We start from the raw sequence: 21,115 nt of genomic DNA, 5'->3' as shown, positions 1-21,115 counted from the left end.
AAAAAGCGGTACGCCATTTGGCGTACCGCTTTTTTTGATGGTTATGCGTTTCGTCTCATACCGCGAAGGATGGCACTGACGATTAATACTACGACTATTGCTCCAATAATGGCTGGTACGATAGCAAATCCAGCTACATCAGGACCCCAATGTCCAAGGACTAATCCTCCAAGCCATGCACCGACAAAACCAGCAATGATGTTTCCGATGATTCCACCCGGAACGTCACGTCCTGTAATTACTCCTGCTAACCAACCAATAATACCACCTATAATAAGTGCCCAAAGAAAACTCATCTCGTGTGTTCCTCCTTTAAAATTTTGTTTTGTTATTGTGCTGTACCGTTAAGATACCCATCACTTTAAAAAAATAAACAAAAACAAAAAAATGTTTTTTTGTTCCAACCATAGGGAATGTAAAACATACTAAATGGTACTTTAATATAAAGGAGAGATGTTTTTATGGCGTACAAAACATTTGATACTTATGAAAGAAATGACAGCAAGCTTGTGAAGGGACTCCTCATTGGAGCAGCAGTGGGAGCAGCAATTGCTATGCTTGACCGCTCTACCCGGCAAACCGTAAAACGTAAAACGTTAGATGTAAAAGATCAGACAGTTACTATTGCAAAAAATGTAAAGGATAATCCTCAATCGCTCACAGGCGGAGTAAAAGAAACTTTCCAATCTGCGTCTTCAGCCGTGAGCGATGTGATGGATGATATCAAACAGCTCATGTCGACAATGGAAGATGTGAAAAATACATCAATGGAAGCCATGCAGCAAGTAAGAGGGGCAAGCAGTGAGCTTGTAAAAATAGGAAGTAAGTTGAAAGGTGCAGGACAGGACGTTAAAGAGCATGGTAAAGATGTTGTGGGCGAAGTAAGCGAAAAGGATTCGATTACAGCTCCATCTTATTCCGACCTTCAAAACAAACCGCATGTGGTTACACCAAATGAGGGCAGCTATTAAGTTGCCCTTCTTTTTTCAGTATACGGATCGTTTAAAGCAGCGAGGTGAAACAGGTGAAATTGTTCCATGAACTTAAGAATATATCTCCAAAGTCATTTGCCATTGAATTTATGCACAGTTTTAAAAAGAGTGGTGTTCCTGATCTGGCTGCGCAGCTGGCATATTATTTTTTGCTGTCGCTTTTTCCGTTTCTCATCTTTTTAATAACCCTTGGCGGTATCTTTATTTCTCCGGATGACGCTGTAAAAGTTCTTAATAATGTCGTACCTGGACAATCGATGGAGTTGATTAGAGAGAACCTGAAGGCTGTGCTTGAATCTAAAAAAGGCGGGCTGCTTTCTTTCGGGATTATCGCCTCCCTCTGGTCAGCCTCTAATGGAGTCAATGCAGTGATTAAAGCATTAAATGAAGCCTATGATGTGGAAGAATGCCGTTCGTTTATCATGGCAAGGATTTTGGCTATCTTTCTTACCATTGGATTAATTATCTCTATCGTTGTTTCTTTGGTTCTTCCTGTCTTCGGAAAAATGCTTGGGGAATTTATCTTCTCTTATCTGGGACTCGATCAGTTCTTCCTGAGCATGTGGAGCTTGTTGAGATGGGTTATCAGTTTTGTGGTTATTGCAATTGTTTTTTCTGTATTGTACTTTATGGGGCCTTGCAAACGGCTGAAATATCGTGAAGTCTGGTACGGTGCCATTTTTTCTACCGTTGCCTGGCTGCTTGTCTCACTTTGCTTTGCTTTTTATGTTGACAGCTTCGGCAATTATTCAGCCACATATGGGAGCCTGGGAGCCATTATCGTACTCATGCTATGGTTTTATTTAACGGGGATGGTCATCATCCTTGGCGGTGTTATCAATGCTACGTTTCATAAGTTCAAGATTGACCAGGCATATGAGAAGGGTTTATTGACAAAAACCAAATAAGATTTTCGATGAAAAGCCGCCTCATTGGCGGCTTTTTTTGGACAAATTAACATCTTCATGCATGATTACATACGGATATCATATGGTATAATGGACGGGGCTTTTTGAGCTGACTCAAATGAAATGTCATGCAATTGGCCGGGATTAAGCACGTGAATGGAGAATGATGATGAAGAAGAACAAAAAGCTCAACAAGAAAAAAGCCCGGCTAAGATGGAGAAATATCGGTTGGCTTATGTTCCTAGGGTATTTGGCTATTCTGATTTATGCAACGTTGTTTACATACAACCACTATGTGTATGGAAAATCAATGAACCTTGTGCTCTTTGACAGTATTCGATTAATGTGGAAGAGCCGTGACTACTGGCTGATTTTTAAAAATATAATTGGCAATGTCATTCTTTTCTTTCCGCTGGGCTTTCTGCCACCGTTGATTAACCGTTCGTTATCTAAATGGTGGCTCATGTTTGTGATTGGATTTGGGACGAGCTCTGTAATTGAAGTCATCCAATATAATTACGCTCACCGGATCTTTGATATAGACGACATCCTATTGAATGGATTCGGAACGATGGTCGGCCTTGTGGTGTTTAAACTGTGTGCACTTATCTACCGCATTGTTGAAAATAATATTATAAGAAGAAAAAGGTAGACGCGGGCGATCCCGGAAGCCCTTTTAGTATAAAAAACCCCTGTTGGCCAATTCCAACAGGGATTTTGATTTCAGCTTTTCTCAATCCAGCTTCAGTGCCCAAAAGCTCGGTCGTTTCACTCTCTCATCAAAACACAAGGAGCGTGTTGAAGTTCGAGAGTTCCAACGCATGTCGCTTTTAAACAGGCACCTCAGCTTTTCGAACTTACTTCGTTTCTTTCCCTAGTACGCGGTTGACGCGTTTGGTTAGCATTTTCATGCCATCGCCGCCGGCTTGGAAGTGGCGTAGTTTGCCTTCGTTATCAAATACATAGTAAGCAGGTACATATTGGTTTTCGAAGGCATCAGTAAGGTTGTGCTGGTTATCGACAAAGATGGGCTGAGTGATGTCGTGTTCTTTTGCTACTTCTTTGATTTGGTCGATGTCCAGGTCTTTTTCAGAACGAGGCATATGAACAGCAATAACGTTTAGTTCGTCTTTGTAATCATCACGGAATTTATTGATGTTTGGCATTGCTTCTTTACAGAGACCGCAGCTTACAGACCAAAAATGAATAAGTGTTGGTTTGTTGCCGATTAGATCAGATTTTGTTACTTCACCATTTAACCATTCAGTTGCACCATTTAGTTCAGGCATTTCGTCGCGTAATTTCATGAACAATAAACTCCTTTTTAAGAAAAATTATTTATAATAATTATTATTTAATTACAATTTTAGTATAAGGAATATCGACCAAGAATGCAAAAATATTGCTTTCTATAGTATGCAGTACCTCAGCTTTATTTATTGGCTTTTCATGACACGTTTTTTTCAGCAGCAGAACGTATGCCTGTTCCTTTATGTATAAAGGTAATCACCAGTAAAGTCAGCAGCATTCCGCTTATTGCATAAACAAAAGCGCCTGATTTAAAGGTATCTATGAACCATCCTCCGATGAGCGGACCGCTCATACTTCCTGCACTGAACGCGATGCCTGCCAGGATATTGCCTACAGGAAGAAGGTGCAGGGGAAGCAAGTCGCTCATATAGGTAATCCCTAATGAAAACAGGGATCCAACGAACATGCCGGCAATAAAAAATAGGAGGAGAAATAACGGCATATTTTCCCCTGCAAACAATGTAGCAGTAAATGCCGCAAAGCCCACGAAAAGACAAACTAAAAGAACATTTCTTCTTCCAAATCGGTCGCTCCATAATCCGAGTGGAAGCTGGAACACCAGACTTCCGACAATAAAGGAAGGCAGTAAGATGGATACCCAGTCGATCGGTATGCCGTGTCGTAATGCATAAACAGGGAAGGAACCATTTAAGGAGGCTTCAAGAAAACCGTAGCCGAACGCTGGAAGCAGAGCGACCCAGGCTAGAAGTATTACCTCACGATAACGGCTGAGCGTATTCATACCAGCTTCATTAAAGCTTTCTGTTTCTGGATATTCATTTTGGATAAAGGTCATAACAAACAGAGAGATCAGGCAGAACCCTCCTGAAATTATAAAGGGAAGCGCTTCACTATACACTGCCAGCCGGGTCATCATTGGACCAATCCCAAAACCTGCACCAAAAGCTATCCCATAAAGTGCGATATTCCGGCCTCTTTTATTGGCAGGACTGTTGGAAGTTACCCATACCTGGGTGGAAAAATGAAGCATATGGTCTCCGACACCGATGATCATGCGCAGAGCGAACCAGAACCAGAACGCTTTCCACCATGGAAATAAAAATAGTGATACGGTGACGAGAATAAGCCCGGTTATAATGATTTTTTTGTAGCCGAACATTCGCACCGGTTTTTCAATAAAAGGCGAGGCGAGAACGATACCGATATAGAGGGCGGTCGCGTTTAATCCGTTCAAGGTAGAAGAGGTTCCCGACTCTTCCAGCAAAATAGCGATCAAAGGCAGGAGCATACCCTGAGAAAACCCCGAAATGAAGACAATACTGACTAACACGGAAAATTTCGATTTTGTTAATACAGCCATAAGCAATACATCCTTTTTTCAATTCTACTCTTATTTTACAATGAATATCTATTTCTTGCCTTGCTGAGCCGCATTCTTTGTAAAAACAAATTAAAATTGTTTACACTATATAAAATAAGAGGTGATATTAATGGAATTTAAAATGAAGGAGAACGGTTTTCAAACCCAATTTGAATACGGCACGCTCGATATTTCGGGCAATGAAGAGTATGGCTTTCGTCCTTATCAGCTGATGGTTTCATCTGTGGCCGTTTGCAGCGGCGGGGTGCTTCGTAAAGTTTTGGATAAGATGAGAATTGATGTTCAGGATATTACGATTCGTACGCAGGTCGTTCGCAACAGGAACGAGGCGGATCGCATAGAAAGCATTCATATGCATTTTATTATAAAAGGCCAGGAACTTTCCTCGGAAAAAATTGAAAAGGCATTGCGGGTTACGGAGAAAAACTGTTCGATGGTTCAATCTGTAAAAGGAAGTATCGATATCACAGATTCATTCGAACTGACCGCATAAGAAAAAGCATTCCTTGAGAATATTCCTAGGGAATGCTTTTTTGAATTATACCTTAGAGTTTCATCTCTACGGGTTCCCGCTCTTTCGAGTTCATCAGCCTGTAGACAGACGGCTTGATTTCCAGAATGATATAGTTTAGGTCCTCGGGGCCTGAAAACCAATGCTTCATCATGTCATGCCAGAATTCTTCCTTGAGGTCCTTACCATCACGCACGGTAACTGTACCTTGAAGCTCATTATAAGGATCATTCCAGTCTTCGTATCCCAGGAGGACATGGACATTTGGATTCTCCTGAATTTCTTCCACTTTATGTGTTTGTTTACTGGTTGCTGTAAAGAGGGTTATACCTTCACGCTGAAACGACATATAACGTGAATGAGGTTTATTGCCTGATATGGTTGAAAGGGTGCCGATTGGGCTTGAATCTAAAATGTCTTTGATTTTTTGTTTGAACTCTTCTTGATTCATTCTTGATTCTCCTTTCAAAATTAACCTGTTATCATAGTTCCACCAATTTTAAAAGAGTAATCACAAAGACACTTGAAAAACATGAAGTGTCTGTTTTATGTGTTAAAAATTGTTATTCCTCTACTATGGATAAATTTCTTCAACAAGAAAAAAATAGGTGTATAAAGGAGGCAATTCATATGAAACGGAACCGCACATACCTTGTTATAATCATGCTTTTTTCCCTGCTGGCCCAAGCAGATACTGCTGCAGCAAGTCCTTCCAGGATACCTAACTCTGTTGTCAGCATATCAAAAGAAAATACGTATCCCAATTCCGCTCAGGATCTGCCTTACCTCGAGCCAAGCAAGCTTGCTAAATCCATGCTGAAAACATCCAATGTATCCATTGCAAATCCGGATTTAATCCGTATTCTGAACGAGTCGGTAATCAATCCATCAAAATTAGCCATCGGGTACAGAGCAAGAATTTTCCTTGGACAATGGCCGTTGTCCTATCAGTCCACGGAAACTACCGTCAATTGGGAGTACCAGCAGATCAACCTTAATCGTTTGGATAACCGAGGCGGAAAAGCAATGGCTCAGCTCAGATATCAACAGCAGGCACATAAACGGATTACCGGCGGCTTGACAGCTGAAATTCCGAATAGTGATGCTGTAAAAAAGATGATGCTGATTGCAGCAGGAGAGAAAACAAAGCTTCCTCTTTCTTTTCAGACCAATGTGGGGGCAGGAACAAGGAAAAGTAACGTCTATAATATTTCCCCTAAGCAGGTCGGATACCTTTCAAGCTATGCGCCAGCTGTTAATGAAAGAGGAAGAGTGACATATGGAGAAGTCTACATCGTATTGAAGGGAAGCAAAAGAAAGCTTGAGGTACAGAATGTTACCCAGCAGGGAATCGGAGCCTGGATTCCGGTTCAAGAGCATGTTTCCTTCAGATTCCATTCTTCCAATATGTAAAATAAAACAGCTCCCTAAAGGAGCTTTTATTTTTGAAGTTCGCAATTCTCAACCCATTCTTCACTCCAGCTTTGAATAGCATTAATTACGGAGCGCAGGGATTTTCCTTTTTCGGTAAGATCATACTCAATCCGAACTGGTGTTTCGGGATAAACATGGCGGGCAACGATGCCCACAGCTTCAAGTTCTTTCATTCGTTCTGTGAGCATTCTGTCACTCATCTCAGGAATCTGCTTTTTTATATCCTTGAATCTTCGGGATCCACCCAATAATACACGGATGATCAGCCCCGTCCATTTTTTACCGATAATATCTATAGTAACTTCATATTTGGGACACATGGTATTGTAATCCATACAACAATTCACCTCATTGCATTGATCTTTTTCGGCTGAAAAGCCTGTTAGATATAGTCTTTCCTTTGATAATACTCTCAAAACTTACTAATGTAAAGTTTATAACTTTTTAAAAAGTTATATTTTGGAAGAACGGAGTGAAAAGTCCATTTCTTTATAATACGTATCTTTCACCAGCAGGTTGGGGCCCAGGCATTTTACAGCTGGACAATGGCAGTTCAGCGATTTTGCTGTGTCGGATTTGTTCCATTTTTCATAGGCTTCTAAAAAAGAAGTGCTTTGTATGTTGCCGAGTGAAGGAGTGTCGCCAAAGTCTGTTACGATGATCTCTCCGTCAAACAGATTGACGTTCAGCCGTGACCTTCCATCTGGATCATTCCGTACGGTTACATTTTCTTCTGCAAACAGGCGTTTTAAAAGTTGTTGATCTTCAGTGGAGGAAGAACATGCATAGAACGGCAGTGTGCCAAACAGCATCCATACATCCTTGTTGCGGACATCAAGCAGCCGGTGAATGGCAGAGCGTGTCTCATCGAGCGACAGGACTTGAAGGGAGCTTGCGAAATCGCTCGGATACATAGGATGAATTTCGTGGCGCTGACACCCCATTTCCTGGATATGTTCATGGATTTTTTCAAGATAAGGAAGAGTGGTCTTATTCAGCATGGTCTCCGCAGACACAAGAACACCTTGTTTTGTGAGTTCCTGCGCATTATGTACCATCCGGTCAAATAAAGCTGTTCGCTGTTCCATGGAAGGTTTGCGGTCCATCACGGCAAAACCGATCTCTGCAAAATCTTCTGGAGTTCCCCAGTTATGAGAGATGTGAAGGACATCCAAGTAAGAAAGGATGGGCTCATACCGTTTAAGTTCCAGCGTCAAATTGGAATTAATCTGAGTTCTAACTCCTCGTGATGATGCGTATTGAAGAAGCGGCACTACATACTGATCCACCGATTTTTTCGACATCATCGGCTCTCCGCCTGTGATCGAGAAAGAACGCAGATCCGGAATCTCGTCGAGTCTGCGGATGAGAAGATCGAGCGGCAGGGGATCAGGGTCTTTCACATTTAAGGTATATCCGACTGCACAATGGGCGCATCTCATGTTACAGAGGGTCGTCGTTGTTACTTCAATATTGGTTAGTTTCATGGAACCGTACTGTTCTACATCCATGTAGGCTTCCCAAGGGTCATATTGAACGGAAATTGGTTCTTTTATCATCATTATAAAAAACTCCTTTTTTAAATAAAACGGGTAAAAATAAAGGGCTGCGATAACCTATAAATACACCATATGATAACTCAATCAGAAGCAAAGAAAAAGAGCCTAAATTTCAAGTTTAAATTGGCAGACAAATGATCCTTTGATACAGTATGAAGGAAAGGAGAGGTTAATGTGGGTAAATCGATTGAAGATAGATCATCTCAGAAAGAGTATATTGTGCAGCGGGTGGACATGCTGCTGCAGGTGCTTGATTCCATTGATGCAGAAACAGCAGGAGTAGAAGAAATCGACCGGATCATAGGAATGCTGGATGACCTGGAGTTTAAGTGCAAGCAGTTCCGAAATCATTGGGAAGAAAAAGAACAGATTAAAAACGAAAAGTAAGCGCTATTTTATCCTTTTTGTTATAATGGAAATGGTTTTAATGGACAAAATTATTCTTCTATAATAAAAGGGGTTAGAGCATGGAAAAGTTTCAGGAGAGCATGTATAAGCTGATCGTGGAAACATCCACAAACTTGCCGAAAGACGTACGTAGAGCCATTGCGGCAGCAAAGATACGGGAGAACGCAGGAACCCGTGCTGCGATGTCTTTAGAAACGATTACAAAAAACATTAAGATGGCGGATGAAAATGTTTCGCCGATCTGTCAGGATACTGGGCTGCCGACCTTTAAGATTAAAGTTCCGGTCAATGTGAACCAGATTGAAATGAAAAAGGCGATCAAAAAAGCAGTTGCTGAAGCGACCAGTGATGCCAAGCTGCGTCCGAACTCTGTTGACTCCATAACCGGGGACAACACTGGAGACAATTTGGGTGAAGGTACACCTGTTATTAAATTTGAACAATGGGAAGAAGATTACATTGATGTTCGTTTAATTTTAAAAGGCGGCGGCTGTGAGAATAAAAATATTCAATACAGCCTTCCTGCGGAGCTTGAAGGCCTTGGACGTGCTGGACGTGATCTGGATGGCATAAGAAAATGCATCATGCATTCCGTTTATCAGGCACAAGGACAGGGATGCAGCGCTGGCTTCATCGGTGTCGGCATCGGCGGAGACCGTACAAGCGGATATGAACTGGCAAAAGAAATGCTTTTCCGTTCTGCGGAAGATGTAAATCCTAACGAAAATCTTCGCAAGCTTGAAGAATACGTGATGGAAAACGCCAACAAGCTTGGAATCGGAACGATGGGCTTCGGTGGAGAAACAACGCTACTTGGCTGTAAAGTTGGAGTCATCAATCGTATTCCTGCCAGCTTTTTTGTATCTGTAGCTTACAATTGCTGGGCTTACCGCCGTCTAGGCGTTAAAGTTGATCCGGTTTCCGGTGAGATTCAAGAATGGCTCTACCAAGAAGGTGAAGAAGTCGACTTCGATAAGATGAAAGAAGAAGCGGCAGCTGCCCTTGAAGAAAAAACAGAAGTCCGCCAAGTGACACTCGAAGCACCGATTACGGAAAAACAAATCCGTGAGCTTCGTGTCGGTGATGTTGTCACCATCAATGGCATGATGCATACGGGCCGTGACGCAATCCATAAATATTTAACAGATCATGACGCACCAGTTGATTTGAACGGTCAGATCATCTACCATTGTGGTCCAGTAATGGCCAAAGATGAAGAAGGAAACTGGGTCGTAAAAGCTGCTGGTCCTACGACATCTATTCGTGAAGAGCCGTATCAAGGCGACATCATGAAAAAGTTTGGTATTCGTGCGGTTATCGGTAAAGGCGGAATGGGCAAAAAGACTCTTCAGGCGCTTGGCGAGCATGGCGGTGTTTATTTGAATGCCATCGGCGGAGCTGCCCAATACTATGCGGAATGCATGCAGAAGGTAGAAGGCGTAGACCTGATGGAGTTCGGTATTCCAGAAGCAATGTGGCATATTAACGTTAAAGGTTTCACAGCGGTTGTTACAATGGATTCTCATGGAAACAGCCTTCATCAAGATGTGGAAGCTACATCGCTTGAACGTCTTTCTCAGTTTAAAGAACCTGTATTCAAATAGATACAAGAAGCCTGCTCCTGGAGCGGGCTTTTTTTGTAACATAGATGTAATGTCTAGCTTCAGCGCTTGTCGGACCTGAACAGGGCGCTTGCACTTTTCTCCTATGGCAGATACTACCTTGTATGCTTTTTAATCAGACAAAGAAACTAAAAGTAATGATATAAAAAGCATGGAGAGGAGTGAACGGACATGAAAAAATGGGGGAATCGTTTAATAATTGCCGCTGTTTTTCTCATTATCGCCAGCAATACAGCACAAGCTGCACATGGGGATTCTTCTAATACACGGTACGAATGGTATTTCCAGAAGAGAGGAAATGAAGTACCGCCGACGACGGATCAACGCTATTTGCTGCTGTTGAAAAAATATGATGGCATGTATATTGGTAATCCCAATCAAAAAGATATTTATCTCACATTTGATAACGGATACGAGAACGGCTACACAGACGATGTCCTGGACACGCTAAAGAGCAGAAAAGTTCCGGCGGCGTTCTTTGTTACCGGACATTTTATTAACACTCACCCTGATCTGATTAAACGAATGGCAAATGAAGGCCATATTGTTGGAAACCATACCAATCATCATCCGGATATGACGACAATCAGCGGGCAGCGTATGGAAGAAGAATTGACAGCGGTTAAGGATAAATACACAAAGCTAACTGGAAAAAAAGATATGCATTATCTTCGTCCGCCAAGAGGTGTATTCAGTGAGCGTTCAATCGCCCTATCCAAACAATTGGGATATTCGCATGTGTTTTGGTCGCTCGCGTTTGTTGACTGGGATGTTAACCGCCAGCAAGGATGGCAATACTCCTATAACCACATCATGAAACAAATTCACCCTGGCTGTATTCTTTTGCTGCATACAGTTTCAAGAGACAATGCTGAAGCTCTCGGAAAAGCGATAGATGATCTTAAGAAGCGGGGATACACTTTTAGAAGCCTGGATGATCTGGCTTCAAAAAGCAAGATGGATAAACCTTTGAAGCAAACACCAAAAAAGCCTTGATCAAGGCTTTTTTTCATCTGTTTGGACATGTTAGTGGGAACAAGGTGTAAACAATGCTATAATGGATCGAAAAAATTATTTTGAGAGAAGTGAATGGCTATGGCAAAAGAAACAGCCTACCATAAACAAAAAACAGCATTAAATAAAGGGCAAACCATCCCACTCAAAATTAAACGCCTCGGCATTAATGGAGAGGGAGTCGGTTTTTATAAACGCACGGTTGTTTTTGTTCCAGGTGCTCTTCCTGGGGAGGAAATAACAGCGCAGATTGAACATGTTTATCCCAACCGGGCGGAAGCAAAAGTCAAAAGCATCCGCAAAAAATCAAAAGACCGGGTTATTCCGCCTTGTCCGATTTATGAACAATGCGGCGGCTGCCAGCTTCAGCATCTCAGCTATGCAGGACAGCTGAGAGAGAAGCAGGATGTGGTCCGTCAGGCCTTCGAGCGCTATACGAAAATAAAGCCGGAAGATCTGCCGCTTAAATCAACCATTGGCATGGAACACCCTTGGGAATACCGCAATAAGAGCCAGCTTCAAGCAGCTAAAGATAAAGACAAGGTCATCGCGGGGCTCTATGGACTAAATTCTCATCGCATTATCGATCTAGATCAGTGCATGGTACAGCATCCCGAGACGGTTCGCATAACCAATGCTGTAAAAAAAATCCTGGAGGATCTGAACATCTCCATTTATCATGAGAAAAAACGCACGGGGATCATCAGAACGATCGTCGTAAGGACAGGCTTTGAAACAGGGGAAACACAGCTGGTTTTAGTAACGGCTCAAAAAATGATTCCTCGAAAAGAACTGCTGGTGTCAGAAATCAAGAAACGGATTCCGAACGTAACTTCCATTGTTCAAAACGTGAATGATAAGAAAACATCCATCATTTTCGGCGATCAAACGATTCCATTGGAAGGACCGGAAACCATCGGTGAAAAATTAGGTGAATTGTCATTTGATCTGTCGGCTCGTGCATTCTTTCAGCTGAATCCTAAGCAAACGGTAAAATTGTATGATGAGGCGAAGAAAGCGGCGAAACTGACTGGTACAGAAAAAATTGTGGATGCGTATTGCGGAGCTGGAACGATCGGGCTCTGGCTTGCTCCAGATGCTCGAGAAGTCAGAGGGATGGACGTCATCGATGAGTCGATACGAAATGCAAAAGAAAACGCGAAAAGGCATGAATTTTCGAACACCCATTATGAGACGGGCAAAGCAGAGGAAATTCTTCCGAAGTGGCTGAAAGAAGGATGGCAGCCGGACGTTATTGTGGTTGATCCTCCCAGAACGGGCTGTGATCAGGCCTTCTTAAAAACAGTAGGGAAGATTAAGCCGAAGAGAATGGTTTATGTTTCATGCAACCCATCCACCCTGGCAAAAGATGTCCACATGTTGATAAGTGAAGGGTTTAAAGTTGAAAGCCTGACACCTGTGGATATGTTTCCTCATACGGCTCATGTCGAAGTGGTTTGTTCACTTGTCTGGGAGAAATAAAAGAGAAAGGGAGTCATTCCCTTTCTCTTTTTTAATAGGCAGAATATTATGGAACTAAACATGGAGGAAGGTAGGGTCTCTGTTATCCACAATGTTTGTTGAAAAGTATTTTATAAATCGATATTTTCTGACATATTCACACAATCCACAATGTTATCCACTGCTTGTGCATATGTAAAATAATGAAAAAATTATAAAAGCTACAATATTCGTCAAAAAAATTACAAAGTCTTTAAAAACAATAAAAGTTATCCACGATATTAACAGCCTGTGGATAACCTTACCCACAAGCCATAAAGTTCCCCATAAAAGTTTTTTAGAAAAAGGGGCTGTCCAGAAAGTCGAAAATTGACCTTCTGGCAGCCCCTTTTTGGCTTGAAAAATCTTCAATCAAAAGTTAATTGAAGTGGAAGATGCGAGACTCCTCGAAAATGAATTTCACATTCTTCGTGCGATATAACGCTGCTCAGCCTTCCTTGTCCTGCGGGACTAGCGTGACAGGTGAGACTCCCGCAGGCGCTAGCGCCAAAAAGTAGGCGTTCACGCCGGTAAAAGCGAGCAGCCTGGAACGGAAATCAACAGCTTACAGACTTCTTGGACAGCCCATTTAACGTCTTTATTGATTAAGCTGGCGGCGATCTGCTTCTTCCGCACGTTCTAATGCTTCACGGTCGTCCTGGTCAGCAACCTCAGAAGAGTATTGAACGTCTACACCCTGAGGCTGCATCTGATCTGCTTCTGTCAGGCCATCCTGTGCATTACTTAACTGGTTCTTTTCATGATCCATGAGTGAAGCCTCCTCATTAGGTATTTTTTTTACAGCTATCTTGTTTGCTGGGAAGAAGGGAAAGTATTTTTTGCTGCTCCATCCGCTGATTTCATTTCTTCTTTATAGAGCATCTCCTGCGTTTTGGTCAGGTCGGCGTTCCGCTCTTCCGCTTGGCGTTTTTTACTTTTCAAGGCTGTTTCCCCCTTTTAGAAAATAAAAAGAAGATAACCCAGCAAGTTAAACTTACTGAGTCATCCCCTTTATAGTTTGGCTCAAACGGCGCCAATTATTTAAGCTTCTTTCAGATGATCTTCTTCATAAACATCAGTTTGATTTTGATTTCTTAACTGATGAAGCATGTAGTTGTCTTTCTCAATCTGATATAGGTTATAAAGATCCTCTTTACGGTTGAGCTGTTCATAGACGTCGGCTCGTGATTCATTGGCCATTGTGACATACGGAATTTTTTCTGCAGCTTTTTGCGAACGAAGATTGGTTTTGCGAATCCGCATAAAAACCGTCTGAATATCCTTTTCGTAAAATAATTCGGACAGAAAACTTTCTTTAGCAAGTTTATTGTAGCCCTTGCCAAAATACGGCTGCCCAATCCAGGTGCCCAGAAATCCGCAGCCATCTTGAACGTCGTACAAGCTGATGGCTCCGATTGGATTATACCACTCATCCATAATGGTTCTGGAAATCGTTTCCCCGCGTTCTTCTTCTTCAATCGTCTGCTTGGTCAGAAACATAAATTCTTCAAGCGAGTCGGTTTTTTGACGAACAAAAGGAAAGACATCCGGGTGCGCCATTAAATTGAAAAGAACATGACAGTCGTTTAAATCACGCTTTTTTAACAATTTAACCCCTCCTAGAGGGCAGAAAAATCCCACCCTCGAATTAAGAATAAAAATTAATTCGGGGTGGGAATCGAACCCACTAGGACCAGAAATTCTGGTGGCGCACCAATTGCCTTCCCTATGGTTTTTGCATATTCATTTATACTTGAATCATAAGATATTTTTCTAAAAAAGAAAATAGTTTTTTTGTTTATTTTTTGTGAAAATATTGGTTATTTTTATACACAATTTTTCCTTCAATTATGGTCATTACCGGAAGAGATGAAAAATGAAACGGATGCTCTGTCCAGATGCTGATATCTGCGTCTTTTCCGGGTTCCAGGCTGCCGATTCGATTGGCAACGCCCAGGTTTTTGGCCGGGTTGATGGTAATGCCGCGCAGGGCATTTTCTTCACTCAGCCCCTCCCGGACAGAAAGAGCCGCACAGACATTTAAATAATGAATCGGCGTATAGGGATGATCTGTTGTAATGGATACTTCCACACCATGATCTGCGAGAATTTTATACGTTTCCCAAGTTTTGTTCTTTAACTCAATCTTGGATCTTCTCGTTAGGGTTGGCCCTACTGAAACTTGGAGACCTCGGCCAGACAGCTCCTCGGCAACTAAATGGCCTTCCGTGCAATGTTCAATACGGAGATCAAGATTGAATTCATCTGCCAGCCGCAGTGCCGAAAGGATATCATCCGCACGATGAGCGTGAATTCTGACAGGAATTTCACGGTTCAAAGCTGCCTGCAGGGGAGAAATCCTTAAATCCTCTGTAAAAGAAGAGCTTTTTGCGTGATAAAAAGCTTCCCGGAGCATCCCCATGATTCCCATCCGTGTAATGGAGTTATTTTCCCTGCCGCTGTGAATCCTTTTCGGGTTTTCACCGAGTGCCAGCTTCAGGCCTGCCAGCTCCTTGATCAGCATTTTTCGAATATCCTTTCCAGCAGTCTTAATGACGGAAGTTGTCCCTCCAATCACATTTGCGCTGCCGGGCATAATGTGGACCGATGTTATGCCATGCTTGATGGCATCCTGAAAACCGCTGTCCAGCGGATGGCAGCCGTCGATCGCCCGGATATGGGGGGTGAGTACTTCATTTGTTTCATTTGCGTCATTCCCGGCCCATCCTGTGCCCTCATCATAAAGCCCCAAGTGGGTATGGACATCGATCAGCCCGGGCAGAAGGTGGCTTCCTTCCGCATGGATGATTACCATATCCGAGGTTTCTTCGATGGATGGGGCAAGATGTTTGATTTTTCCGTTTTGGATGAAGATATCACCTTTTTGCAAAACGGGGGAGGTAATCGGGTAAATCTTTGCCCCTTTAATCAGTATTTTCAATCTGCATTCACCTAATTTTCTTTTTATTTCTAGATATATTGTATCTTATTTCAGTAAATTATTTAATGCTTCCTGAAGCCTTGAAAAACGGAATTGAAATCCGACTTGAAGTGCCTTTTCGGGATAGGCATGCTGCCCTTCAAGAATGAGAACACTCATTTCACCAAGCAAAGTTTTTATGGCAAAAGCTGGAGCGGGCAGCCAGTGAGGACGTTTGATGGTTTCTCCCAATTCTTTTCCGAAATCATTGTTCTGTACAGGAAAAGGGGCAGTAACATTTAATGGACCCTCAATGTCTGATTCGATAGCATATGCAATAAGCCTTGCCGCGTCTTCAAGATGAATCCATGATATCCACTGCCTTCCAGATCCGATTCTGCCCCCGGCAAAGAACCTATAGGGCATTTCAATCTGGGAAAGAGCTCCTCCTTTTTCACTGAGGATTACTCCAAAACGAGTGAATACAGTCCTGATTCCCAGCTCAGATGCCTTCTCCGCTTTTTGTTCCCACTTTTGTGCCACTTCTGATAAAAAATTTTCATTTTTCGGTTCCGATCGTTCTGTAAAGCGCTCCTGTTCAGCAGTGCCGTAGTAACCAACAGCTGAAGCATTGACCAGTACAGAAGGTTTTTCAGGGAGTTTGTCAAGAATGCGGAGGACCTCATCCGTTGCTTTCATTCGGCTTTCCATAATTTTTTTCTTTTTTTCCTCCGTCCAGCGGCCATTGATGCTTTCACCCGCAAGGTTAATAAAGGCGTCAATACCGGAAAGCTCTTTTTCAGGAACACTGGAATCTCCAAGCCACTCCACATAATGCAATTTTGAGTCATCAGCCTCTTTTTTTGACCGTGTTAAGATGTATACATCATGATTCTTGGAAAGAAGGAGGTTTGTTACTGCCGAGCCGATCAGTCCGGTGCCTCCTGTAATTGCAATCTTCATGCTATATCCTCCTTTAGCCGAAATTTCAAGCTATTTTAAATATTAAGAATATTTGTTATAATTGTTCTTGTAATTATAACAATCTTTTAAGGGGGAGCATAATGGAAACACAGCCGAGCACCATTAAAAAGAAAAGCAATCCTTTCACAAAGACAATTATTTGGATTGCAATCGCTCTTGCAGGGGGATTAAGTCTGTCGGTTATTGCCCTGCAGAGGGACGAGCACATTAATGCCATTTGGTTTGTCGTGGCATCGCTGGCTACATACGCAGTTGCTTACCGGTTTTATTCCCGTTTTATCTCGAATAAAATCTTTGGTTTGGATAAAAAAAGGGCCACACCTGCAGAGAGATACAGTGATGGAAAGGATTATGTGCCCACCAACAAATGGGTGCTCTACGGACATCATTTTGCCGCGATCGCTGGAGCTGGACCCCTTGTAGGTCCAACGCTTGCCGCACAGATGGGGTATCTTCCGGGAACAATCTGGATCATTGCGGGAGCCGTACTTGCGGGCTGTGTCCAGGATTTCGTCATTTTAATCATCTCCATGCGCCGAAAAGGCAAATCGATCGGTGAAATTGCAAGGGAAGAGATAGGGCCAGTTGGAGGCTATCTTGCCCTTGTCGGAGTATTTGCAATCATGATCATTCTCATTGCTGTTTTAGGGCTTGTTGTTGTAAACGCTTTAAAAGCGAGTCCCTGGGGCATGTACACCATTGCAATGACGATTCCGATCGCTTTATTTATGGGAATCTATATGAAATTTCTCCGGCCGGGAAGGGTAGGAGAAGCCTCCCTCATTGGATTTGCTCTTTTGATTTTTGCTTTGCTGAGCGGCCAGTGGGTGGCTGACTCTGCAACCCTGGCTCCAATGTTTACATTTGAAGGCAAACCGATTGCCATCATGATGATTGTTTACGGTTTTCTTGCCTCTGTACTTCCCGTCTGGCTTCTTTTGGCCCCAAGGGATTACTTGAGCACCTTCTTAAAGGTAGGAGTTATAGCTATGCTGGCAATCGGCATTTTTATCGTTATGCCTGAAATTAAAATGCCGGCTCTAACAAAATTTGTGGATGGAACAGGACCAGTATTTTCAGGAAACTTATTTCCGTTCCTCTTTATTACGATTGCCTGCGGTGCGGTTTCTGGATTTCATTCTTTAATATCATCCGGGACGACACCGAAGCTGATCGCTAATGAAAAGCATGCTAACATGATCGGTTACGGAGGGATGCTGACAGAATCTTTTGTAGCGGTGATGGCTCTTGTAGCAGCCACTCTTTTATCACCGGGAGTATACTTTGCCATTAACTCTCCTGCTGCAGCGATTGGGACCGAGGTGAGCGCCGCAGCAACCACTATTTCTTCCTGGGGCTTCTCTGTCAATGCTGATGAGATTAACACGATCGCCCAGCAGGTGGATGAAGATTCCATCCTTTCAAGGACAGGTGGAGCACCATCGCTGGCTGTGGGGATGGCCCATATCTTCTCTAAGATTGTAGGCGGCCCTGAACTTATGGCCTTCTGGTACCATTTTGCGATTCTTTTTGAAGCCGTGTTCATATTAACGACCATTGATGCCGGAACAAGGGTAGGAAGGTTCATGCTGCAGGATCTGCTGGGCAACATCTATAAACCGCTTGGCCGCACAGATTGGATGCCTGCTGTTTATATCACGAGTGCCCTTGTTGTTGCCAGTTGGGGCTACTTCCTTGTCGTGGGCGTGACCGATCCTCTTGGCGGGATCAATACCCTTTGGCCGTTATTCGGTATCACGAACCAGATGCTCGCTGCGATCGCTTTAATCGTAGCTACGACAGTCATCCTAAAAATGGGCAAGACCAAGTACTGCTGGGTAACACTGGCTCCGCTGGCTTGGCTGATGATTGTAACGTTTACAGCAGGATGGCAGAAAATTTTCTCATCGCTTCCCAAAATCGGCTTTTTAAAACAAGCTGAAGTCACTCAGCAAGCGCTGGATGCCGGTAAACTCCCGCCGACTATTCCAACAGCAGAAGCGGCCAAGCAGATTATTTTCAACAACCAGCTTAATGCAGTGCTGACTGGAATCTTCATGCTTCTTATTCTTGGAGTGTTGATTGATGCTATGAGAATATGGTGGAAAGTTTGGTTTAAAAAGGAAGAACTTCCGACGAGTGAGGAGCCGTTTAAGCAAACCAATATAAGCGAGGTGTCTTAATGAACCAGCATAATCTCCGTTCCGTCATCAAGAGGATCAGATACGGAGCAGGCGTGATTCGAAAAATCAGCAAAGGAATCTCCAATCTTCCGGACTATGACTCCTATGTCAAACACATTCAAAAGAATCACCCGGAAGTCGCTCCTCCTACCGAGGCTGAGTTCTTTAAAGACTTTCTTAACAAAAAATACGGAGCATCCGCAAAAAGGTGCTGTTAGAAAGGAAGGGGCTGTCCAGAAAGTCGAAAATTGACCTTCTGGCAGCCCCTTTTTGGCTTGAAAAAAAATCTTCAATGAAAAGTTAATTGAAGTGGAAGATGCGAGACTCCTCTAAAATAACTTCACATTTTCTTCGTGCGATAAAAAAGCTGCCGGAGCCTTCCTTGTCCTGCGGGACCAGCGTGACAGGTGAGACTCCCGCGGTAAAAGCGAGCAGCCTGGAACGGAAATCAACAGCTTACAGACTTCTTGGACAGCCCCTTTTTTTTTAACCTCTATAACAGCATTGGCAGAAGGGGCTATGTTAAAATAAAGGAAGTGAGGTGAAGAAGAAAATGGCCTTAATTACAAAGATCACAACGCAAAAAAAGAACAGCGACCGTTTTAATGTTTTTATTGATCAGGGAAATGGGGAAGAGTTCGGTTTCAGCGTTGATACGGATATCCTCATAAAGTATAAGCTCAAAAAAGGACTGGAAATCAATACGGGAGAGTTAAGCTCTTTATTGTATGAAGATGAGATTAAAAAAGGGTTTAACCGGGCTTTGCAGTTCCTGTCTTTCCGTATGAGATCAGAAAAAGAAGTACATGACTATTTAAAGAAAAATGAATATGAGGACAGTGTAATTGAAGAAGTCATTAAACGGCTTATAGAATATAAATACCTGGATAATGCTGAATTTGCAAAAATGTTTGTTAGAACAAGAAAGAATACGACATCCAAAGGGACAGGCGTTATTGCGAGAGAACTGATCCAAAAAGGGATATCTTCCGATCATATGGAAGCAGCATTAATGGAATTTCCTTATGAAGAACAATTAGAATCAGCAATTAATTTCGTCCAAAAGAAATCAAATCAAAGCAAAGGAATATCAAGCAGTGAGAGGAAAAATAAAGTTTCCCAGCAGCTCCTGCAAAAAGGATACTCCTGGGAAGTGATAGAAGAAGCTCTTCGAAAGGTTGATCTTGGCAGCACTGAACAAGAGGAAAAGGAAGCTTTGCTAAAGCATGCCAATAAAGCTCACAAACGCTATAAAAAATTTTCAGGTATGCAATATAAAAACAAAATGAAGCAGCATTTATACGGTAAAGGGTTTCCAATTGCTTTAATCGAGGAAATATTAGAGTCGGGCCTTATCGATCAATAAAAATCTCAGGCTGCCCATGGTCTTCCGCAGCGATTTGAAGTGCAACCTGCTCTGGTGTCTTGAAGCGGGATTTGTCTTTTACATGATCCGAATGGTCCCAAAAAGGAGTATCCATCCCCCCCATGTAGACGGCAGTTACTTGAATGCCTGTTCCGTCCAGCTCCTTGACGAGGCTTTCCGTAAAACCTCTGACCGCAAACTTGCTGGCGCAATACACTGATTCATTCACTTTGCCTCTAAGGCCTGCAGTAGAAATAATGTTCATGATTCTTCCTTCTTGTTTGTCTTTAAAGAAGGGCAAGCAAGTCTTTGTGGTAAAAATAGTTCCCTTTACATTAGTATCAAGCATCGTTTCAATCTCAACCACACTCAGTTCTTCCAAAGGGCCAAAGATTCCGGAACCGGCATTATTAATGAGCATATGTACATCTTCACGATGAAAAATCTGATCGAAAACATGTTTTACTTCTTCCATGGATGTTATGTCGCAAACGCAGCTTTCTGCTTTAAAACCTTGTGCTGCAAGGCTGTCAGCAACAGAGTTAAGCTTCTTTAAAGAACGCCCGATCAAGATCACTTTATATTGCTTTGCATATTCCTCTGCAAGTGCTGCCCCTAAACCTGAGCCGCCTCCCGTTATAATCACTGATTTCATAATAATTCACCACTCCGATACGTTTGGATTCTTAACCAATGTTTATTATACTAAAAGTACAGAAGAACGGAGGCGCACCATGGAAAAAAGATATAGCGAAATGACAAGAACAGAACTGACAGCCGAAATAGCAGATCTTCATGCAAAAGCCCAAAAAGCAGAGCAGATGGGAATGATCAGTGAGTTTTCTGTCTATGAACGAAAAATTACGATGGCAAAGTCTTATCTGCTTGATCCATCTGTCTTTGAAGCAGGTGAAACGTATCCCATTCAAGGAGATCCGGGCTCAACATTTAAAATATTGTATATGAACGGAATTTTTGCTTGGGGGTACAGAAATGAATCTCACGAACTCGAAGCATTTCCTATTGCGATGCTGGTACAGCCTTCATAAATAATGAAAAAA

The 21,115-nt window shown here is 42.6% G+C and carries 26 protein-coding genes; 13 read left to right on the top strand and 13 right to left on the bottom strand.

Annotation, left to right across the window (positions count from 1 at the left end; genetic code table 11):
* Positions 1–41: 41 nt before the first annotated feature.
* Positions 42–296: a GlsB/YeaQ/YmgE family stress response membrane protein gene (locus OKX00_RS19815; RefSeq protein WP_265408535.1), complete on the bottom strand. Its 255-nt coding sequence runs from the start codon at positions 294–296 to the stop codon at positions 42–44.
* Positions 297–461: 165 nt separating this feature from the next.
* Between OKX00_RS19815 and OKX00_RS19810 the strand changes: the two genes are divergently transcribed.
* The 3 genes from OKX00_RS19810 (at position 462) to OKX00_RS19800 (ending at position 2,552) form a co-directional block, all read left to right on the top strand.
* Positions 462–971, top strand: a complete 510-nt coding sequence (locus OKX00_RS19810; protein ID WP_062238585.1) for a hypothetical protein — start codon at positions 462–464, stop codon at positions 969–971.
* 110 nt (positions 972–1,081) lie between these two features.
* Entirely contained in the window at positions 1,082–1,900 is an 819-nt protein-coding gene (locus tag OKX00_RS19805) for a YihY/virulence factor BrkB family protein (protein WP_265410593.1), read from the top strand.
* A gap of 169 nt (positions 1,901–2,069) precedes the next feature.
* Complete coding sequence (locus tag OKX00_RS19800) at positions 2,070–2,552, top strand: VanZ family protein (protein WP_265408534.1); 483 nt, start codon at positions 2,070–2,072, stop codon at positions 2,550–2,552.
* Between the two features lie 205 nt (positions 2,553–2,757).
* Here the strand turns inward: OKX00_RS19800 and OKX00_RS19795 are convergent, their stop codons facing one another.
* Together OKX00_RS19795 and OKX00_RS19790 are read right to left on the bottom strand one after the other, a co-directional pair.
* Positions 2,758–3,207 carry a TlpA disulfide reductase family protein gene (locus tag OKX00_RS19795; protein WP_053355684.1) on the bottom strand — a complete coding sequence of 150 codons (450 nt, stop codon included), beginning with the start codon at positions 3,205–3,207 and terminating at the stop codon, positions 2,758–2,760.
* A gap of 140 nt (positions 3,208–3,347) precedes the next feature.
* Positions 3,348–4,532 carry an MFS transporter gene (locus OKX00_RS19790; protein WP_265408533.1) on the bottom strand — a complete coding sequence of 395 codons (1,185 nt, stop codon included), beginning with the start codon at positions 4,530–4,532 and terminating at the stop codon, positions 3,348–3,350.
* A gap of 130 nt (positions 4,533–4,662) precedes the next feature.
* Here OKX00_RS19790 and OKX00_RS19785 point away from each other — a divergent pair, with 130 nt between their 5' ends.
* Entirely contained in the window at positions 4,663–5,046 is a 384-nt protein-coding gene (locus OKX00_RS19785) for an OsmC family protein (protein WP_062238580.1), read from the top strand.
* 52 nt (positions 5,047–5,098) lie between these two features.
* Here OKX00_RS19785 and OKX00_RS19780 read toward each other — a convergent pair whose 3' ends face one another.
* The gene (locus OKX00_RS19780; RefSeq protein ID WP_265408532.1) at positions 5,099–5,515 is read right to left on the bottom strand and encodes a pyridoxamine 5'-phosphate oxidase family protein; all 417 of its coding nucleotides are present in this window, start codon (positions 5,513–5,515) and stop codon (positions 5,099–5,101) included.
* 179 nt (positions 5,516–5,694) lie between these two features.
* On the opposite strand from OKX00_RS19780, the gene OKX00_RS19775 reads away from it, so the two are divergent.
* Positions 5,695–6,477, top strand: coding sequence for a YfkD famly protein (locus OKX00_RS19775; RefSeq protein WP_416054265.1), 783 nt, complete (start codon positions 5,695–5,697; stop codon positions 6,475–6,477).
* Between the two features lie 26 nt (positions 6,478–6,503).
* On the opposite strand, the gene OKX00_RS19770 is transcribed toward OKX00_RS19775, so the two are convergent.
* Together OKX00_RS19770 and yfkAB are read right to left on the bottom strand one after the other, a co-directional pair.
* The gene (locus OKX00_RS19770; RefSeq protein ID WP_265408531.1) at positions 6,504–6,833 is read right to left on the bottom strand and encodes a winged helix-turn-helix transcriptional regulator; all 330 of its coding nucleotides are present in this window, start codon (positions 6,831–6,833) and stop codon (positions 6,504–6,506) included.
* Positions 6,834–6,950: 117 nt separating this feature from the next.
* Positions 6,951–8,060 carry a radical SAM/CxCxxxxC motif protein YfkAB gene (yfkAB, locus tag OKX00_RS19765; protein ID WP_265408530.1) on the bottom strand — a complete coding sequence of 370 codons (1,110 nt, stop codon included), beginning with the start codon at positions 8,058–8,060 and terminating at the stop codon, positions 6,951–6,953.
* Between the two features lie 171 nt (positions 8,061–8,231).
* Here yfkAB and OKX00_RS19760 point away from each other — a divergent pair, with 171 nt between their 5' ends.
* The 4 genes from OKX00_RS19760 (at position 8,232) to rlmD (ending at position 12,583) form a co-directional block, all read left to right on the top strand.
* On the top strand, positions 8,232–8,444 hold the full coding sequence (locus OKX00_RS19760; RefSeq protein ID WP_053355678.1) for an SE1561 family protein: 213 nt from the start codon (positions 8,232–8,234) through the stop codon (positions 8,442–8,444).
* A gap of 80 nt (positions 8,445–8,524) precedes the next feature.
* Complete coding sequence (locus tag OKX00_RS19755; protein ID WP_265408529.1) at positions 8,525–10,069, top strand: fumarate hydratase; 1,545 nt, start codon at positions 8,525–8,527, stop codon at positions 10,067–10,069.
* Between the two features lie 189 nt (positions 10,070–10,258).
* The gene (pdaA, locus tag OKX00_RS19750) at positions 10,259–11,083 is read left to right on the top strand and encodes a delta-lactam-biosynthetic de-N-acetylase (protein WP_265408528.1); all 825 of its coding nucleotides are present in this window, start codon (positions 10,259–10,261) and stop codon (positions 11,081–11,083) included.
* Between the two features lie 99 nt (positions 11,084–11,182).
* The gene (gene rlmD / locus OKX00_RS19745) at positions 11,183–12,583 is read left to right on the top strand and encodes a 23S rRNA (uracil(1939)-C(5))-methyltransferase RlmD (protein WP_265408527.1); all 1,401 of its coding nucleotides are present in this window, start codon (positions 11,183–11,185) and stop codon (positions 12,581–12,583) included.
* A 616-nt stretch (positions 12,584–13,199) separates the two neighbouring features.
* Here the strand turns inward: rlmD and OKX00_RS19740 are convergent.
* The 5 genes from OKX00_RS19740 to OKX00_RS19720 all read right to left on the bottom strand — a co-directional run bounded on the left by OKX00_RS19740 (position 13,200) and on the right by OKX00_RS19720 (position 16,484).
* Entirely contained in the window at positions 13,200–13,370 is a 171-nt protein-coding gene (locus OKX00_RS19740) for a YfhD family protein (RefSeq protein ID WP_082683604.1), read from the bottom strand.
* Positions 13,371–13,405: 35 nt separating this feature from the next.
* Positions 13,406–13,543, bottom strand: coding sequence for a YfhE family protein (locus OKX00_RS19735; protein WP_265408526.1), 138 nt, complete (start codon positions 13,541–13,543; stop codon positions 13,406–13,408).
* A 99-nt stretch (positions 13,544–13,642) separates the two neighbouring features.
* On the bottom strand, positions 13,643–14,209 hold the full coding sequence (locus OKX00_RS19730) for a GNAT family N-acetyltransferase (RefSeq protein WP_062238564.1): 567 nt from the start codon (positions 14,207–14,209) through the stop codon (positions 13,643–13,645).
* Positions 14,210–14,399: 190 nt separating this feature from the next.
* Entirely contained in the window at positions 14,400–15,542 is a 1,143-nt protein-coding gene (locus tag OKX00_RS19725) for an amidohydrolase (protein WP_265408525.1), read from the bottom strand.
* Positions 15,543–15,587: 45 nt separating this feature from the next.
* Positions 15,588–16,484 (bottom strand): TIGR01777 family oxidoreductase, encoded by an 897-nt coding sequence (locus OKX00_RS19720; protein WP_265408524.1) that lies wholly within the window; start codon positions 16,482–16,484, stop codon positions 15,588–15,590.
* A 101-nt stretch (positions 16,485–16,585) separates the two neighbouring features.
* Between OKX00_RS19720 and OKX00_RS19715 the strand changes: the two genes are divergently transcribed.
* Both OKX00_RS19715 and OKX00_RS19710 read left to right on the top strand, forming a co-directional pair.
* A complete protein-coding gene (locus tag OKX00_RS19715; protein WP_265408523.1) occupies positions 16,586–18,688 on the top strand; it encodes a carbon starvation CstA family protein in 2,103 nt (700 codons plus the stop codon).
* Positions 18,688–18,906 (top strand): YbdD/YjiX family protein, encoded by a 219-nt coding sequence (locus OKX00_RS19710; RefSeq protein ID WP_265408522.1) that lies wholly within the window; start codon positions 18,688–18,690, stop codon positions 18,904–18,906. The genes OKX00_RS19715 and OKX00_RS19710 overlap by 1 nt, the downstream gene beginning before the upstream one ends.
* A gap of 111 nt (positions 18,907–19,017) precedes the next feature.
* Here OKX00_RS19710 and OKX00_RS19705 read toward each other — a convergent pair whose 3' ends face one another.
* Positions 19,018–19,140, bottom strand: coding sequence for a hypothetical protein (locus tag OKX00_RS19705; RefSeq protein ID WP_265408521.1), 123 nt, complete (start codon positions 19,138–19,140; stop codon positions 19,018–19,020).
* Between the two features lie 101 nt (positions 19,141–19,241).
* Between OKX00_RS19705 and recX the strand changes: the two genes are divergently transcribed.
* Entirely contained in the window at positions 19,242–20,054 is an 813-nt protein-coding gene (gene recX / locus OKX00_RS19700) for a recombination regulator RecX (protein WP_265408520.1), read from the top strand.
* Here the strand turns inward: recX and OKX00_RS19695 are convergent.
* Complete coding sequence (locus tag OKX00_RS19695) at positions 20,041–20,709, bottom strand: SDR family NAD(P)-dependent oxidoreductase (protein WP_265408519.1); 669 nt, start codon at positions 20,707–20,709, stop codon at positions 20,041–20,043. The genes recX and OKX00_RS19695 overlap by 14 nt on opposite strands.
* A gap of 79 nt (positions 20,710–20,788) precedes the next feature.
* Between OKX00_RS19695 and OKX00_RS19690 the strand changes: the two genes are divergently transcribed.
* Positions 20,789–21,103 (top strand): YfhH family protein, encoded by a 315-nt coding sequence (locus OKX00_RS19690; RefSeq protein ID WP_265408518.1) that lies wholly within the window; start codon positions 20,789–20,791, stop codon positions 21,101–21,103.
* Positions 21,104–21,115: the final 12 nt, after the last annotated feature.

Origin of the sequence: Fictibacillus sp. KU28468, assembly GCF_026153615.1 — a bacterium.
In the GTDB taxonomy this organism is placed as follows: Bacteria; Bacillota; Bacilli; order Bacillales; family Fictibacillaceae; genus Fictibacillus_C; species Fictibacillus_C marinisediminis.
Note: the sequence above shows the minus strand (reverse complement) of the source record. Positions and strands in the feature narration are given on the sequence as shown.